This window comes from Acinetobacter sp. SwsAc5 (genome assembly GCF_013391485.1).
Lineage (GTDB): Bacteria > Pseudomonadota > Gammaproteobacteria > Pseudomonadales > Moraxellaceae > Acinetobacter > Acinetobacter towneri.
Window position 1 is genome coordinate 54,217 of record NZ_JACAXD010000006.1, and the last position, 14,630, is coordinate 68,846.

The 14,630-nt window shown below is 39.8% G+C and carries 15 protein-coding genes; all 15 read left to right on the plus strand.

Features of this window, described 5'->3' with window-relative positions; genetic code table 11:
• Positions 1 to 2,073: 2,073 nt before the first annotated feature.
• The 15 genes from HYG89_RS04885 (at position 2,074) to HYG89_RS04950 (ending at position 14,616) form a co-directional block, all read left to right on the plus strand.
• Positions 2,074 to 2,787 carry a lytic transglycosylase domain-containing protein gene (locus HYG89_RS04885; RefSeq protein ID WP_178866321.1) on the plus strand — a complete coding sequence of 238 codons (714 nt, stop codon included), beginning with the start codon at positions 2,074 to 2,076 and terminating at the stop codon, positions 2,785 to 2,787.
• Positions 2,784 to 3,170, plus strand: a complete 387-nt coding sequence (locus tag HYG89_RS04890; RefSeq protein ID WP_178866323.1) for a hypothetical protein — start codon at positions 2,784 to 2,786, stop codon at positions 3,168 to 3,170. The genes HYG89_RS04885 and HYG89_RS04890 overlap by 4 nt, the downstream gene beginning before the upstream one ends.
• A gap of 1 nt (position 3,171) precedes the next feature.
• Positions 3,172 to 3,303 carry a hypothetical protein gene (locus HYG89_RS15990; protein WP_256733929.1) on the plus strand — a complete coding sequence of 44 codons (132 nt, stop codon included), beginning with the start codon at positions 3,172 to 3,174 and terminating at the stop codon, positions 3,301 to 3,303.
• Positions 3,300 to 4,781: a GspE/PulE family protein gene (locus tag HYG89_RS04895; protein ID WP_178866325.1), complete on the plus strand. Its 1,482-nt coding sequence runs from the start codon at positions 3,300 to 3,302 to the stop codon at positions 4,779 to 4,781. Before HYG89_RS15990 ends, HYG89_RS04895 begins: the two co-directional genes overlap by 4 nt.
• Positions 4,762 to 5,448, plus strand: coding sequence for a hypothetical protein (locus tag HYG89_RS04900; RefSeq protein WP_178866327.1), 687 nt, complete (start codon positions 4,762 to 4,764; stop codon positions 5,446 to 5,448). Before HYG89_RS04895 ends, HYG89_RS04900 begins: the two co-directional genes overlap by 20 nt.
• A gap of 53 nt (positions 5,449 to 5,501) precedes the next feature.
• Complete coding sequence (locus tag HYG89_RS04905) at positions 5,502 to 6,050, plus strand: OmpA family protein (protein WP_256733930.1); 549 nt, start codon at positions 5,502 to 5,504, stop codon at positions 6,048 to 6,050.
• Between the two features lie 14 nt (positions 6,051 to 6,064).
• Positions 6,065 to 6,352, plus strand: a complete 288-nt coding sequence (locus tag HYG89_RS04910; protein WP_178866331.1) for a type IV conjugative transfer system protein TraL — start codon at positions 6,065 to 6,067, stop codon at positions 6,350 to 6,352.
• Positions 6,352 to 6,987: a TraE/TraK family type IV conjugative transfer system protein gene (locus tag HYG89_RS04915; RefSeq protein ID WP_178866333.1), complete on the plus strand. Its 636-nt coding sequence runs from the start codon at positions 6,352 to 6,354 to the stop codon at positions 6,985 to 6,987. Before HYG89_RS04910 ends, HYG89_RS04915 begins: the two co-directional genes overlap by 1 nt.
• 12 nt (positions 6,988 to 6,999) lie before the next feature.
• Positions 7,000 to 7,959, plus strand: a complete 960-nt coding sequence (locus tag HYG89_RS04920) for a type-F conjugative transfer system secretin TraK (RefSeq protein ID WP_178866335.1) — start codon at positions 7,000 to 7,002, stop codon at positions 7,957 to 7,959.
• 12 nt (positions 7,960 to 7,971) lie between these two features.
• Positions 7,972 to 9,309, plus strand: a complete 1,338-nt coding sequence (locus tag HYG89_RS04925; protein ID WP_178866337.1) for a TraB/VirB10 family protein — start codon at positions 7,972 to 7,974, stop codon at positions 9,307 to 9,309.
• A complete protein-coding gene (traV, locus tag HYG89_RS04930; RefSeq protein ID WP_178866339.1) occupies positions 9,309 to 9,992 on the plus strand; it encodes a type IV conjugative transfer system lipoprotein TraV in 684 nt (227 codons plus the stop codon). The genes HYG89_RS04925 and traV overlap by 1 nt, the downstream gene beginning before the upstream one ends.
• A 198-nt stretch (positions 9,993 to 10,190) precedes the next feature.
• A complete protein-coding gene (locus HYG89_RS04935; protein WP_178866341.1) occupies positions 10,191 to 10,598 on the plus strand; it encodes a hypothetical protein in 408 nt (135 codons plus the stop codon).
• Positions 10,599 to 10,824: 226 nt separating this feature from the next.
• A complete protein-coding gene (locus tag HYG89_RS04940; protein WP_178866343.1) occupies positions 10,825 to 13,413 on the plus strand; it encodes a TraC family protein in 2,589 nt (862 codons plus the stop codon).
• A gap of 2 nt (positions 13,414 to 13,415) precedes the next feature.
• Entirely contained in the window at positions 13,416 to 14,276 is an 861-nt protein-coding gene (locus HYG89_RS04945) for a hypothetical protein (protein WP_178866345.1), read from the plus strand.
• Positions 14,277 to 14,280: 4 nt separating this feature from the next.
• Positions 14,281 to 14,616: a hypothetical protein gene (locus tag HYG89_RS04950; RefSeq protein ID WP_178866347.1), complete on the plus strand. Its 336-nt coding sequence runs from the start codon at positions 14,281 to 14,283 to the stop codon at positions 14,614 to 14,616.
• Positions 14,617 to 14,630 lie beyond the last annotated feature (14 nt).

The window sequence follows — 14,630 nt, forward strand, 5'->3', positions numbered from 1 at the left end:
TGAAATGAGCTTTGCTGCGTTAGCCGTGCAGAAAGGCAAAACTTTCTAAAATTTGCTTATAAATTGTATCTATGTGCATGGGACAGCCATCTCATGCTAAAGACCGTGTAGCTGCATACGTCCGAAAGGTAGTTGGTGCGGCTGCGAAGGGCACTGGACGGTGAGATTCCGTTCTTTGACCCAATCACTCTTAATTGGCTTTGGCGTATGAAATCGCTGTGAGCCGATCAAATAGTTGGGCGACACTGAAACGGGAACCTTGGTGACAAGGACAAACCCTGCTTAACAGAGAGTGTGAGTATCTTCACGGAATGATAGATGCGTTAGGAACACACGTTTTTAGCTTCAATTCCTTAATAGGGCTAAATGCGTTGCACACTGGTGGGCTTATGAGGTTATGGTGACATAACAGGGGCGTGAGGAGAAATCTGGAACGCTTGGTACACAGGGGTTGGCCGAATTGACTTGTCGTGATGACATATTCGGTTGGCTGCTGTGATCTATGGATAGCTCAAGCCAGTAAAGGTGACACTAAGGAAATAATATGTTGTGTTATTAGTTATGTAATTAATCATGATTAGTAAATGTTGTACTTCATATTATTAAGCATGTTGCTTTGTGTAGGATAAGTGCTTTACCCGTAATGAAATTTAATATCGGTTACTAATGAGGGTTTTTGGAACTCTTACCTCAAAAAAAGGGAATAGCTGATATTAGGTGGAACGGATAAGCGTACTGTCCGTCATTTTAATTAATTGCTGTTTATGGATTATTTAATTTGACAAAGACTGTTAATGCTAAAGTGGGAATCTCTCAAGTCGATGATTATATACGGTGGCTCCGTAATATAGGCTTTTCAGATCGAAAACACTCCTAGAGGGTGCTATAAGAACTGATTAATGAGAGAGGGAGAATTGCTGAGTAGGTTTAAGTTAGGATTTATTCTGATTTAATTAGGTCACTTCGAGCGAATAAAAACGTAAGCGGTGTAACTGAACGAAAGGCAATACGGTGTATATTTAGATGCAATAAAGCAAATTTTATAGTGAGGTGTGGCAACCTCTATAGCTATGAAATGTTATGAACTTATTTGGCGCGAGTGAAAGTTGATGTACGTTTGGTTTTTGACTAGCAATCATTAATACAAATAATCAATAAGTATCTACTAAGAAATCATGCGGTGGCTCCGTAAAGGTTTGCGCCTTTCAACATCCTAGTTGTTCATATTGGGCTTGCTCGATCTGAACTGCTAATGACTGATTTTCGCAATGATGTAGTCGTAAGACTGCTAGTGGGATGACGTTATATGAAAACGTGTTCACGGTACTAAAACGTGATCGAAGTGTGTATTTTGTGTATGTCGAAATGTCTACAGGCTTGGTAGATGTGGAGTACACATTAGAGTCGCTTCCACTTTTTTTGGGTGAAGATGTCGTAAGTTGATAACTACGAATTCGTTCTAGTCGCGAATTGAATAAATGATTAGCGTTAAGCGCGTTAGCTTCGTGAATTGAACACGTACAAATTCAACACTACAGGGCTTTCTCCATAGGAGTTAGCCCTGTTCCTTTTTTAGAATAAGAAAATAAATGTTTGTTAATTGAATTGTTCATTAGATAATAAATCCATAATCCACCCACACTATTATTCCATTTCTATACAGACCGTCAGTTCGTATCATCACACCTGTACTGTTGGGTCATTCTTGAGGTCGGAGTAGGTGATAGATCACATATCTAGGTGTGGCATCACTGGCCTGTGGTCCTAGATCAACCTCCTTACTTCGTTAGGTTTTTCCTGTCAGCCCGATATAGTTGATTCAGGCTTTCATCCTGTACTCATTTTTTGTGCTTTCAGGCCTAGAGTTGAAGGCAAGCTAAATCCTTAAAACGATTAAGAATTTGTGTCTATACAACAAACCAAACGATAAGAAAATGATTACCTATTTTAAAAATGAAAGTATTAATAAATTATTTATTAAAAATATAATAAATAATATTTAAAACATTTATTTTTTGATTATAATAACGAAAGTTTAATGAAACATTTATTTTGACATTATAGGTTTCGATCGTGAAAAAGACTCTGATGAAATCAGCCTTGGCACTAGCTACTACTGCGTTGTTTGCAGGACAAGCTATGGCTGAAATTCAAATTGTTCGTAACTACTCACAATCCAAAATAACTACAACAACGACAATATCGACTACACCGCAGCCGGACGCTGCTACTACTTCTGTAACGCCATCGGCTTCTACTGTTGTACGTGAAACGATTAAAGAGTCTGTTGAAGATGGCGACTTTGATGCACCGAGCTATGCCACCTCGGTTAGTGCAGCTAATAAAGGTGTATTCAATGCACAGATTCCGAATTACTCAGCAGGCATCAAACTTAAAAAACCACCTTACTACGTTGGTTGCTTTTATTCCTCATCACGTAAGTACGGTGTGCCAGTCGATTTGCTTATGGCAATTGCTCAGACTGAATCATCTTTTAACCATAAAGTCACAGGCAAGCTTGGCTATGGTGCAGATCACGGCCTAATGCAGATTAATGATTATTGGGTTCCGAAACTGCGCAAGCGCTTCAATATTACTCTTTCAGACATTTATGAGCCTTGCACAAATATAGAAATCGCAAGTTGGATTCTTGCACATAACTTTGTCCAGTTTGGATATTCATGGAGAGCAGTAGGGGCTTATAACGCCGTGACCGAATGGAAACGGGTGCGCTATATCAACAAAGTCGCTGCTAATTTGAAAAAGCTTCACGCGGGGCAAATATGATTATTTTACGAACCATTATTACAGCGATTGTTTTGTTATTCATCATCATCTACGCATGTTTTGTTTTGATCACAAGCAATCCTTGTACTCGCATTGATAGAGCGACTGTACCGGTTCGTTACGCAAGTGAATTTGCTAAGACCATGGCTAAACCTTGGTCACAACCTGAAACCCTGAACGGGATTGATCAGTGGAGTGCTAAACAGCGTTTACGTTTGGCCATCTTATTCCGTATCCAATTTTATTCCGATCATGTTCCTCCTATCCGCTGTGATTGGGACATCTATAAAGAACAGGTATTGGGTTCTGATAACGGACTAATCGAAAAAGAACGCGCTAAAGAAGCTGAAAGAATGCAAAACGATCAAGCGGGGAATAACTAATATGAATACTAACCCTATCTTTAATGATGAACTTTTAAGCCTAATCGTGAAAGAAATTTCATCAGGTAATAACCGGAATGTATTCAACCTTGAATCTCACGACAACGAAGAAGTTGAAGGTGAAGCAGCATGAACAGTATTGCAACCACAGCACCAATTGATAGTGAATTGCTTGAAAGCGAACAACCTACTCAAGATGGGTTAAATTCTACAGATCGTATTCCATCCACTTTTGTAATGACCCGTGCGAAGGATTCGTCTGAAAAATTTGCTGTTGACTACCTGAATGAGCTTTTCAAAACTTCTCAAGAAAACGGTATCTCTGACGTTCACTTTGAATCTCTTGAAGTTGGTAACATCTGCCGTGTTCGTAAAGACGGTAAATTGCGTCAATACGGTCCACTTTTAACAGATCACCAGTTCAGTGCGATTCGTGAAAAGATTTATTCGCGTGGTCAAATTGAAGAATCGTACGCTAAGACCTTTCAGGTCGATGCGCGTGGATGGCTTCGTTATGGTACTCGTCTCGATTTGCGTATCAGTAGTATTCCGACTACGCATGGGTACAGCATCGTTATCCGTCTACTTGATCAGTCAAACTCAGGTCGTAGACTTGCTGATGTTGAAATGGCCCCTGCGGTACGTGAAGCAATTTTTAACTCTATTAATTCAGCACACGGCTTAATCCTGATTACTGGTCCAACGGGTTCAGGTAAAACAACAACTCTATATTCATATTTGAATGAGATTAATAGTCCTGAATCAAAGGTTTTCACGATTGAGAATCCAGTCGAATACTCAATTCATGGTGTTCAGCATGTCAACGTAGACATGAACATTACCATGGCAAATGCTTTGCGTACCGCATTGCGTCAGGACCCTGACATTATTTTAGTCGGTGAGATTCGTGATTACGAAACTGCTAAAACAGCAATTGAAGCTGCGCAAACCGGTCACTTGGTACTAAGTACCCTGCATACCAACTCATCTGTCGGTGCGTTAAGTCGTCTGATGGAAATGGGTATTGAAGCAAGCCATATCAATGAAACTTTAATTGCAGTCAGCGCACAGCGTTTAGTTCGTAAATGTAAATCTAAGCGAAATACAGCATCACCATCTGAGTTAGAAGCTGAATGGCTGCGCCGCAACAATATGTCTCATCTAGTCAATCAGCATTTTGGTCGGGGTATTGATCCTAAAAACTATAAAGGTCGTCTACCGATTATTGAATTTTTGGTCATGACTGACGAAATTCGTGAAAAAGTTTCTCAAAACCGTATTGAAGATATTTATGAGATTGCGAAAAAACAACCTCAGTACGAAACCTTGACTGAGTGTGCGGTTCGCAATGCACTGGAAGGTCTGACCTCATTAGAAGAAGCAATGAGTATTTCTAAGGCTTCATCATTAATGAATATGGACGGAATGATGTTAGGTGAACGCTTGGTGGCGCTCAAATACCTTACTCAAACTCAATTGGAATATGCCCGTTCAGAAATCGAGAAAACATCTGCCATTAAGCGTGTTTCACTCAAAGATTTTCTACTTGAAAAACATTTCTGCACGATTGAGCAACTAGCGGAAGTTAAAGATGCGCCTGACTTTTTCTAAATATTTGATGGTTGGGCTGATCTCAACATCAGTGATGGCTCAAGACAGTTTACTCACTTCCGGTCGAGTACAGGCGGTTGATCCTAAAACTCAACAAAAAGTTGAAGTTCAGATTTTTGGCCGTACCAATGTTGCCAATGAATACAACATTGTACGTTTTTTCTTTACCTATACGTGTCCGTACGGTGAGAAATACGATGAAGAAATGGCGATTTGGGGATCAAGCCTTCCTAAGAAATTTAAATATGTGCGTGTTCCGGTGATTACTCAAGAACCAAACTCAGTTGTAGGCGCTTATGCCTATTACGCTGCTTGGCAAACCAACAAGGTTCGGATCAATGAGTTTCAAAAACACGCTTATCAACTGATCAAACAGGAGAACAAAGACCCGTCAGATCAATGGACTTATTACCAAGCCGCAAAACGTGCAGGCCTGAATACCGAAATTTTCAAACGAAATTGGACAACCGCCCAAACTGAACGCTTAGTTAAAAACGCAATTATTTTGGGGTCCAAATACAAGGTGGAATACACGCCAACATTAACAGTGGGTGGAATTTACACATTGAATCCTGAACCGATTGCTGAAAGCAAAACCTCTTTTATCGATTTTGCTAACGCGATTACCAGTAAATACATTAGCGAAAACGGAACAGCTATACGATGAAAAATATTATTAAAAGTGGAGCACTGATAGCTACCGTATTGATGACAGGGTGTATGTCTAAACCTGTTGAACCTCCGGTACTGAACGTGGTCACAATTCCGCAGCCGACCTTTAATGTCTTAAAGGTGTATGCGCCAAGTGAAGTGGTACGAGTTCCTACTGTCGAACAGACAGTAGTGTGCAATGGCTGTGATGAAGTAAGCGCAGGCATGAATCAAGGTGATGACGTTATTTGGATTCGTCTTGTAGAAGCTAAACGCGAAGAAACTATCATTGATGCCCGTCACTTTGACTTTGATAAAGCAATTCTAAAAGGCGATTTGAGCAAATTACGTTTGATAGCACAGCGTTTGTTGGATAACCCTGAAATTGACGCTGAAATTGTAGGTCATACGGATTCAATTGGATCAGTTAAATACAACCAAAAACTTGGCCTAAGACGCGCAAATGCAGTTAAAAACTGGCTTGTGAAGCAAGGCGTATCACCAAACCGAATTATTACAAGTTCCAAAGGTGAGCTAAATCCAATTGCTAGTAACAAGACTAAAGCCGGTCGAGCACAAAACCGCCGCGCTGTCGTTGTGATCAATGTCGCGGAATAAGTGGGAGACTGAATATGTCGCTAAAACCAATGGAAATACCGGACGGAATTGATGGCCCACCATTTCTAATGTTCTTAGAAATGGATGAATTTGGTTTCTTGATCGTGATTGTGTTTGCTTGCTTGTTCACGCATACCAATTTCTTCGTGATGTGCGGTTTGATCATCCTGTTTTTCAAAATTTACGTCAAATATAAGAAACAATCTATGCCCGGATTTTATTTACACCATCCTTATAGATGGGGAATCGTACCTCTTAATAAATATTTTAAAAATGGTTCCATACAGGAGTACAAGGAATAATGCGCTATTCAATTTTTAATATGAATTGGAGCCTGTCCCACAAGATTGCGGTCGGGGGTGTGCTTACAAGCTTTGTACTCGCGATTGTTTCTTTGGTACTGGCTGTAGCTCTATCAACTCAACGTGAACGAGTGATTTTAGTTCCACCAACAATCGATCAGCAATATCAGATCAATTGGGATTCAGCAAACTCTGAATATTATCAGTCAATTGCTTTAGTTGCTTCCGGCCTGATCGGTTCAACCACGCCTAAGACATTGACTAATAATCTAAAAACATTAAACCAATTTCTGTCACCGGCACTTCAACGTCAGATGGAAGAAAGTTTGAATGCACTATCTAACAAGTTGCCTAAAGATAACTTCAACGCTTGGTTCATTCCTAAAAACGTATTTTATGAAAAGCAAACCAACAAAATTTTCGTGCAAGGTGCTCTGCAATCTTCATTGGTAAGTAACCGTATTCAGGAAACAAATGTGGTTTATGAATTTATTGTTCGTATGCAAAGCGGAAAGCCGATGATTGTGCATTTCAACAGCTATGAAGGCACACGCCCTCTAACATTGGCTCAAATGAGAGCTAACGAAGCTGCTGCTCAACAAGCAACGGGCAACCAACCATTAAAAGCGCAATAAGGAGTAGTTGAAATGCAATTAAGAAAAGCAACTAAATTTGTATCACTTATCGCATTAGCAACTATCTCTGCTTGGGGTATTGCTGATGATCGTCCGTTTCGTAACGCGAACCAAATTCCGGCTCCATCAAAGGGCGGGGCGGGCAATAACTATGTACCGGTACAGCAATATGCTGCTCCACCCGTAAATAATATGCCGCCTATGACAGGCAATACACAGCTTGCACAATTACCGCATGAAAGTCTAACTAATCCAAATATGTTAGCCCGTGCTCCGATTTCTTTAGATCAGGCTAATTTACGTCAGCAAACGGTAACGATTGATAATGATGATACGCATGTGGTCGCTGTGAGTGCAGCCAATATGAACCGTATCAATACGCCATTCCGGAACCCAATCGTTCTAGTAAATGGTGGTGCTAAATATAAAGTCGTTGGTCAAGATGTTTATGTGGTAATGGAATCGGATCAGCCAGTAGGTGTGTACGTGCGTGAAGATGATAACTTGGCAAATAATTCGCCAGTTGCATCTTTAACACTCGTCCCTAAAGCCATCCCAATGCAGAACATTTCAGTGGTACTCGCCAATACTATGCGTGAACGCTTATCTAATCCAAATGCAAAAATGGCAACGGATTACCAAGACGTTATTCGCCTGAATATGTCACAAGTAGCTGTTGGGAAATTGCCTGATGGTTACTCAAAGTCAAATGTACGTGAGAAAACGATTGCGCGTGTAGGTGCAGTAACTCTACGTCCGAAAGCGATCTATTCCGGTGTAGAAAATAATATCTATGTTTACACCGCGCAGAACGTCACTGGTCAATATGTTGAGTTAAGTGAGCCTTCATTTTGGCATAAGGGCGTACGTGCTGTGGCATTCAACGAAAAAATTAAACTCGCACCAAATGACACTACCGAAGTCATTATTGTTGCCGATGTCGGCAATGGTGACGACTCCATTCACGATTAACAGGGGTTGGTAATGAAAGATAATAATGCCTTAAAAGCAAAAATGGCCGAATTAAAGCAAAAATGGCTTCAAATCGACCCTACAAAACGTAATGTCATTATTGCTGTAGTTGTATTGGCTTTCTTGGTAATTGTAGCAATTGGATTGGATGCAAAAAAACAGGCTCAACTTGAACCGGAACGCCAAAACAAGCTGAACAGCCAAGTAGATCGTCAGAGTGTTGTAGCACCAAAGGTCGGTGAAGTGGGTGTTGCAGAACTAAAAGGTCTGACTCAATCAGAACTTGAACGCCAAAGACAGCAACAAGAAGCTTTGATGCAGAATCAGCAAGAAATCGCTAATGATTACCGTCAAGGTAATCAGGCTGTTGGCCAACAACTGAGTGATATTGCGCGTCAAGTAGCAGCTGTATCTGATGAAGTGAATGCTATGAAACTTGGCCGTGAATCAGGTGGGGCAAATGGTATCAATCTGCCACCTCTACAAGGTCTTGATCCTACTGTGAGCAACAATGCGAATGCGCCTGTTGAGCAAATGCCTGTGATGCCTACTCAACCTGTTCCAAGTGCGACACCGGATGAAATGATTTCTCCGCGTGAAACCCAAGTTGATCCTTTCCGTATCATCCGTAGCGATAAAGATGCAAGCAAAATCCAAAGCAACGGTTATACAAAAAATGGTCACACCACTCATAAAAATGACTCAATCCAAGCTAAATTGCTGATTGAACATGGAATGACTACCGGAAGTATGATGGATGGTGTCTTAATCAACGGTATGGATGCTACTGCCGGCCGTGGTTCTTCAAATGCAGTACCGGCACTTATCCGTGTAAAGACGAATGCTATCTTGCCTAACCGTTACTCACAGCTTGCAAAAGAATGTTTCGTCCTTGTTTCAGGTGTGGGTAACTTAGCCAGTGAACGTGCTGAAATGCGTGGTGAAAAGATAGCTTGTATTTTCAAAGACGGAACAATTATTGATGGCCCAATCTCAGCTTATGTAGTTGGTGAAGATGGTAAGAATGGGCTACGTGGTCGTGTAGTTTCTAAACAAGGTGCAGCAATCGCGCGTTCTATCTTTGCAGGCACAATTGCCGGATTGGGTAAACAGATGGCTCCTTCACAAGTTCCATCATTGAACATTGGTTCAGGGGATGATGTGAAATATGAAACTCCAAATGTAGGTCAAGCAGGGAAAATTGCTGTGGCAAGTGGTGTTGGTAATGCACTAGATCGTGTTGCAAACTTTTATATGGACCTCGCTGAACAGACCATGCCAGTTATTGAAATTGATGCCGGTCGCCGTGTGACGATCATTCTTACAAACCAATTATCAGGTGCAAAATAATGAAAAAACGTAATTTATTGACTCTTACTGCACTAACTTTATCGACTGTAATGACTGGATGTATGAGTGGTTACGCAAACAAATACGGTTGTAGTGGCCTGCCGGACGGGGTGGTATGTAAATCGCCAACTCAGATTTATGACATGACCAATGATGATAATTTTGGTGGTGTGTATCAGTCCAATCTACATGAAGGACATGATCACGAAAGATCAGAATCAGGCATGTTTAAAAGCTCTAAATCTAAAAAATCTGAAAAACAGACTCCGGCTAATGAAGCTCTAAACTTGTTCAGTAAGCCACAATTTCAATCAGCATCATCACCAATGCCAGTATTGGAACAACCTAAAGTTTTACGGATTTGGGTTGCACCTTGGAAAGATCAAAATGAAACCTTGAATTGGGGTTCATATATGTTCACCGAGATTACACCGCGCCGTTGGAACTTTGGTGACTCAGTAATGCGTAATACACCAGTGACAGCACCGAATAAGGCAGATTATATGTCTCCAAGCCAAACTCAAGGTCCAACCTTGGACTCTACGCGAGACGCAGCAGCAACAGAAGCAGCGAATATTCGTAAAGCCATTGATAACCAAGAGAACCCACAGCCTGTAAAACAAGCGCCTTTATCGGATTCTATGCAGAAACAGAACGAGTTAGCGACTCAGGGCGGCATGTAAATCCCCGAAAACTATATCAAAACCCGCTATTTGCGGGTTTTTTAATGTTTCATTAATGATTTGAAATAAAGATAATAAATGTTTCGTTAATAATTTTGTTTTAAAGACTGGAAATAATAAAAAAACTATGTAAAATTTACGTTAGCAAGGTGAGTGTTCTTGTTAAAAATAATCCAAAACATATAAAGAGGATTGGTTATGCAATTAGTAGCACAAAAATTCAATTTACAAGCTTTTACGCAATCAAAAGCTTTCCGTTTTGCCAACTATGTAGTGATGTCATTAGTAGTTGTTGCTCTGTTCGCTATTATGAACAATGCAATGGCGATCGAAGAATCTTCTCTAGGTACTGACTTAAACGCAACTACTGGTGCTGCGGGTGACGTTAACACAGCTTCAACTGTATTAGGTGCTCCGGTTAACTGGTTACTGAAATTTATGAACGGTACAGGCGGTCTATTAGCTGCAATGTTAGGTCTTTTACTTACTCTTTACTCTGCTTTCGTAGCGAAGTCTTTAGTCGGTACTATCCTTTCTGTAGGTATCGCTCTTGTAGCTCTATACGGCCCTAAAGTTCTTATGGCTTTCTTTGGTGCGACTATCTAATAGTTCCAACCAAAAAAATAAACCCACCGAAAGGTGGGTTTTTTTATATTTTAATATCAATGATTTAACAAACGTATTTTTTTAAATATTGTGAAACAATAGCGTTAAGTTTATTTATCTAATAATCTAAACTTTTTTAAAACATTATATTTTTATTTATAGATATTTTTATTAAAACAAATATAATAATACCATTAATAACTGTATTTAAATAACAGGAACATCGATGGTTACAAGTGCCGCTTCTATAATAGATAAGGTGTTACGCCGTTATCGACTTTCAGACCTTACTCCAATTCTAAGCCCTACAGAAGATAACTTTTTCTACTGTGAAAACAATAAAAAACAGTCATATATCGGTGCATCGTTTATTGCTACAACACTTAACGGCATGGACGAAGTGGATTTTCAGTTATTCGCGGGTAGTATTTCAGTTAAATTGCCGGCGAATTCCATTATTCAATTCACGCACATAGCGACTAACCATATTGAAGATGAAGTCTTAGATTATGTTGCTCAAAAAGAGCAGGCTGTACGTCTAAACAGTAATCTTTCTGAAAGACAGAAAACCGATCTTATTGAAATCATCCAAGCGCGTGTAAAAGCCCTTCGTGAAGGTACGGTTAAACCGATCGTTCCATCATCCGGTATTACATTGCGTACAAACCGCTTGTTGGTGAGTGTCAAGGTTCCGGCTGACCTCAAATTAAGTGAATATGATTTGGAACGTGCCAAAGAACAGATTCTTTCGGTTTATGACAACCTGAAAAACTCTGTGATGGGCGATATCCGACAGTTAACTAAAGAGGAATTTGTAGCTCAGGTACGTTCAATTCTGTATCCATACAAGCCATTTGATTACGTCTTTGATGACAATCAGAAAGTTTCAGAACAGATGTTCCAAAAAACTACAGCTATCGATAATCGTGATCCGAACTTTGTGAAAATTGATGACACGTATTTCAGTGTTCTTTCAGTTAAAGCATTACCAAAGCAAAATACCATTGCTTTGATGAATAACTTGGTTGGTGATCACTTCGGCAGTACAAAGCAAGTTTCATGTCCATTCATGGTCAATTGCACAATCATAATTCCTGATATTCATAAAGAAAACAATAGTATAGACCTAAACTATACGCAGACCCAAGACACCGCGACACCCTTTGCATTGAAGATGTCGCCTAAATTACGTGAGCGTTTGAGTGGTTTAACCTTGATGTTCAACGAAACGAAACAGGGTGAACTTCCATGTAAGCTTTATTTCAATATTGTGCTTTTCAACAAAGACAAACTTCGCTTACAGGGGATCGCAGCTCGGCTCCAAAACTACTATAAGACAGATGGCTTATCTGTAGTCCCTGATAACAAAATTGTCCTTCCTTTGTTGTGGAACGCATTACCACTATATCCAAGCCTTGAATCTCTAAAAAATACTAACCGTATGTTTACTATGACAATTAAACATGCTGCTAGTTTTGCCCCGATTTTCAGTGATTACCGAAATCTTAGATCGGGATACTCACAAGTCTATTATACCCGCCGTGGTAATTTATATGGCTTCGACCCTATGCGTGGTCAGAACCATAATGGTCTAGTTTTTGGTTCGTCAGGTGGTGGTAAATCAGCAACCGTCAATAACTTCATTGAACAGGAATATGAATCCGGTGCAATGATTCGGATTATCGATGAAGGCCGTTCATACAAAAAATTGTGTGCCGTTCTAGGTGGTACTTTCATTGAATTCACGGATAAAAGCCATGTGTGTCTTAACCCATTTACTTTGGTAACTGACATTCACTCCGAGTTAGAGCAGCTGAGTCGTATTGTTAAGCAGATGGCATCACCTAGTACACCACTAGATGACTATCTGATGTCCATGATTAAGAAGGCTATTGTCAGTTCCTTCAATATGGGCGCTCAAAAAACCACAATCACCGATGTTGCTGACTTCTTGGCAAAACAGGATGATGAAAACGTCCGGAAGTTAGGTCGTCAGTTATATGACTATACTGACCGTGGCTCTTACGGCAAATACTTTGATGGCGACAACAATTTAAAACTTGACGCTCAGATGGTTGTACTCGAACTCGAAGGACTTAAAGCCTTCCCTGAGTTAAAGACTGTAGTGATGATGGTACTGTTAGCCCGTATCCAAAACGATATGTTCTTTAACTCTACCTATCCGCGTAAGTTTGTAATCTTTGAAGAAGTAACAAGTTATTTAGCTATTCCTGTAGTGGCGCAATATATCGATGACTTCTACATGCGTATCCGTAAATACCGTGCAGGCTGTTGGTTAGTAACACAGAATATTGAGAAAGTTGCTCAGTCAGAAGCTATCAAAAGCATTATCAATAATGCGAACTATGTTATTTATCTGCCATATAAAACTGCGGAAATCAAAAAACTTGTTGAAAATGGGTATATCAAGAACGATCCATTCGTAATTAAGACCATGGAATCCTTACGTCTATTCAAAGGCCAGTATTCAGAAGCCATGATTTTTGAATCCGATACAGACAATATTTCAACTATTCGTATCGTCTTTAATGAGACCGAAAAAGTCCTGTACTCATCATCAGATGAATACTTCATTCCATTCCTGAATCGTCTCGATGCCGGTGAACCAGTAAAAGACATCATCCAGTCTTACTTGGTAAAAGAGCGAGAACAGATTTCAGCCAAGGGTTCGGTAGAGGATCGCGATATTCAAGATTTAGAGAGATTGATCACAACGGGCGAAGTCGATCTGAAACAGGCTCTAATTGAATTTAAAAAGAATATTGTCAATCGTTCAGCCCGTTTAGGTGAATAAATATGAACATCCAAGATCAAATCTTTGATATCGCATTAGTAAATGGTCAATACGATAAAAAGTTGTTTATTGAAAAAATTCAATCGTTCACTGGTCCTGAGCCATTGACCGAAAATGAAACGACTCTGATCAGCTTCTTGGTTCAGGAATATAACGATAAAAAAATTCGTGATATTACACTGGTTCAATTTATCCAAAAATTGCAGTCAAATACATCAAATTCAGCTGCTTTAAGTTTGCTGACAAAAATTAAAGACAATGTTGAGATAAATGCTCAATGGAAGCAATATCAGGAAGAAAAGAAGAAGGATAACCGTAAATGGATCATTGGCTTTGTTATCTTCGCTTTGCTTGTTTCTTTATTTTTGGCATGGAAATTCAACTATTTAAAACTTCCTAGTGTTTCCGCAAAAGGTGGGAACGTGGCTGTTATTGATGTTGAAATGTTGGCCACTTCTGCAACAAACCATGTAATTAATGCAAATTTAAACCCGAATCAGTCTCAACAATTTGCAAACCAATACCGTGACCATCTGCAAAACTTAGTAGAGGATTACTTGGACAAAGGCTATATCCTCGTAAACCGTAACAATGTTTATGCCTACAGCCGCGATAACGATATCACTTACGATCTGCTAGATGAATTAGGTATCAAGCCAGTAGATGAATCTGAATTGAAAACTAAATACAGCGGTAAAGCACGTTATGACGTACTACGCAATTATGCAGCGACAACAATTTCAGAAACAGCACAAGAAGCAATTAATGAGCAGCAAATAAATTTTAATGCACAAGCTGAACAGCAATTGAATAGTGCTGAAATCATGACCAATGCCAATGGTCAGTCAATTGATGTGGAGTAAAAAAATGAAGATTTTTTTGCTTCCTCTTTTAGCTTTAGGCATTTCAATGAATGCTTTGGCTAATACCAAACATGATCAAAGGCATGACCATTTCTCAGACCTAAGAAAGCAAAACTCTGATCTGCCCAATTTTTATGACCGAAAGGCAGAAGGTTGGTACTTCTATCAGGAAGATGATCAGGAATCTTATGACTATAAGAGTTTTCCGGATCATGAAAACAAGCACGGTCGCGGCAACAGTTCAAAACAGCAAAAACTTGATATTGAGAAGCACAATATCAAATTGCCTTCGGGTGCATATACAACACCGGCGTTTATTGAACCGACTGACGGGCTTTAACTATCAACAAATAG

Excerpts from the sequence above, each read along its gene's own strand:
- HYG89_RS04890 (WP_178866323.1), top strand. The coding sequence starts at position 2,784 with ATGATTATTTTACGAACCATTATTACAGCGATTGTTTTGTTATTCATC.
- HYG89_RS15990 (WP_256733929.1), top strand. The coding sequence starts at position 3,172 with ATGAATACTAACCCTATCTTTAATGATGAACTTTTAAGCCTAATCGTG.
- HYG89_RS04895 (WP_178866325.1), top strand. The coding sequence starts at position 3,300 with ATGAACAGTATTGCAACCACAGCACCAATTGATAGTGAATTGCTTGAA.
- HYG89_RS04900 (WP_178866327.1), top strand. The coding sequence starts at position 4,762 with ATGCGCCTGACTTTTTCTAAATATTTGATGGTTGGGCTGATCTCAACA.
- HYG89_RS04905 (WP_256733930.1), top strand. The coding sequence starts at position 5,502 with ATGTCTAAACCTGTTGAACCTCCGGTACTGAACGTGGTCACAATTCCG.
- HYG89_RS04910 (WP_178866331.1), top strand. The coding sequence starts at position 6,065 with ATGTCGCTAAAACCAATGGAAATACCGGACGGAATTGATGGCCCACCA.
- HYG89_RS04915 (WP_178866333.1), top strand. The coding sequence starts at position 6,352 with ATGCGCTATTCAATTTTTAATATGAATTGGAGCCTGTCCCACAAGATT.
- HYG89_RS04920 (WP_178866335.1), top strand. The coding sequence starts at position 7,000 with ATGCAATTAAGAAAAGCAACTAAATTTGTATCACTTATCGCATTAGCA.
- HYG89_RS04925 (WP_178866337.1), top strand. The coding sequence starts at position 7,972 with ATGAAAGATAATAATGCCTTAAAAGCAAAAATGGCCGAATTAAAGCAA.
- traV (WP_178866339.1), top strand. The coding sequence starts at position 9,309 with ATGAAAAAACGTAATTTATTGACTCTTACTGCACTAACTTTATCGACT.
- HYG89_RS04935 (WP_178866341.1), top strand. The coding sequence starts at position 10,191 with ATGCAATTAGTAGCACAAAAATTCAATTTACAAGCTTTTACGCAATCA.
- HYG89_RS04940 (WP_178866343.1), top strand. The coding sequence starts at position 10,825 with ATGGTTACAAGTGCCGCTTCTATAATAGATAAGGTGTTACGCCGTTAT.
- HYG89_RS04945 (WP_178866345.1), top strand. The coding sequence starts at position 13,416 with ATGAACATCCAAGATCAAATCTTTGATATCGCATTAGTAAATGGTCAA.
- HYG89_RS04950 (WP_178866347.1), top strand. The coding sequence starts at position 14,281 with ATGAAGATTTTTTTGCTTCCTCTTTTAGCTTTAGGCATTTCAATGAAT.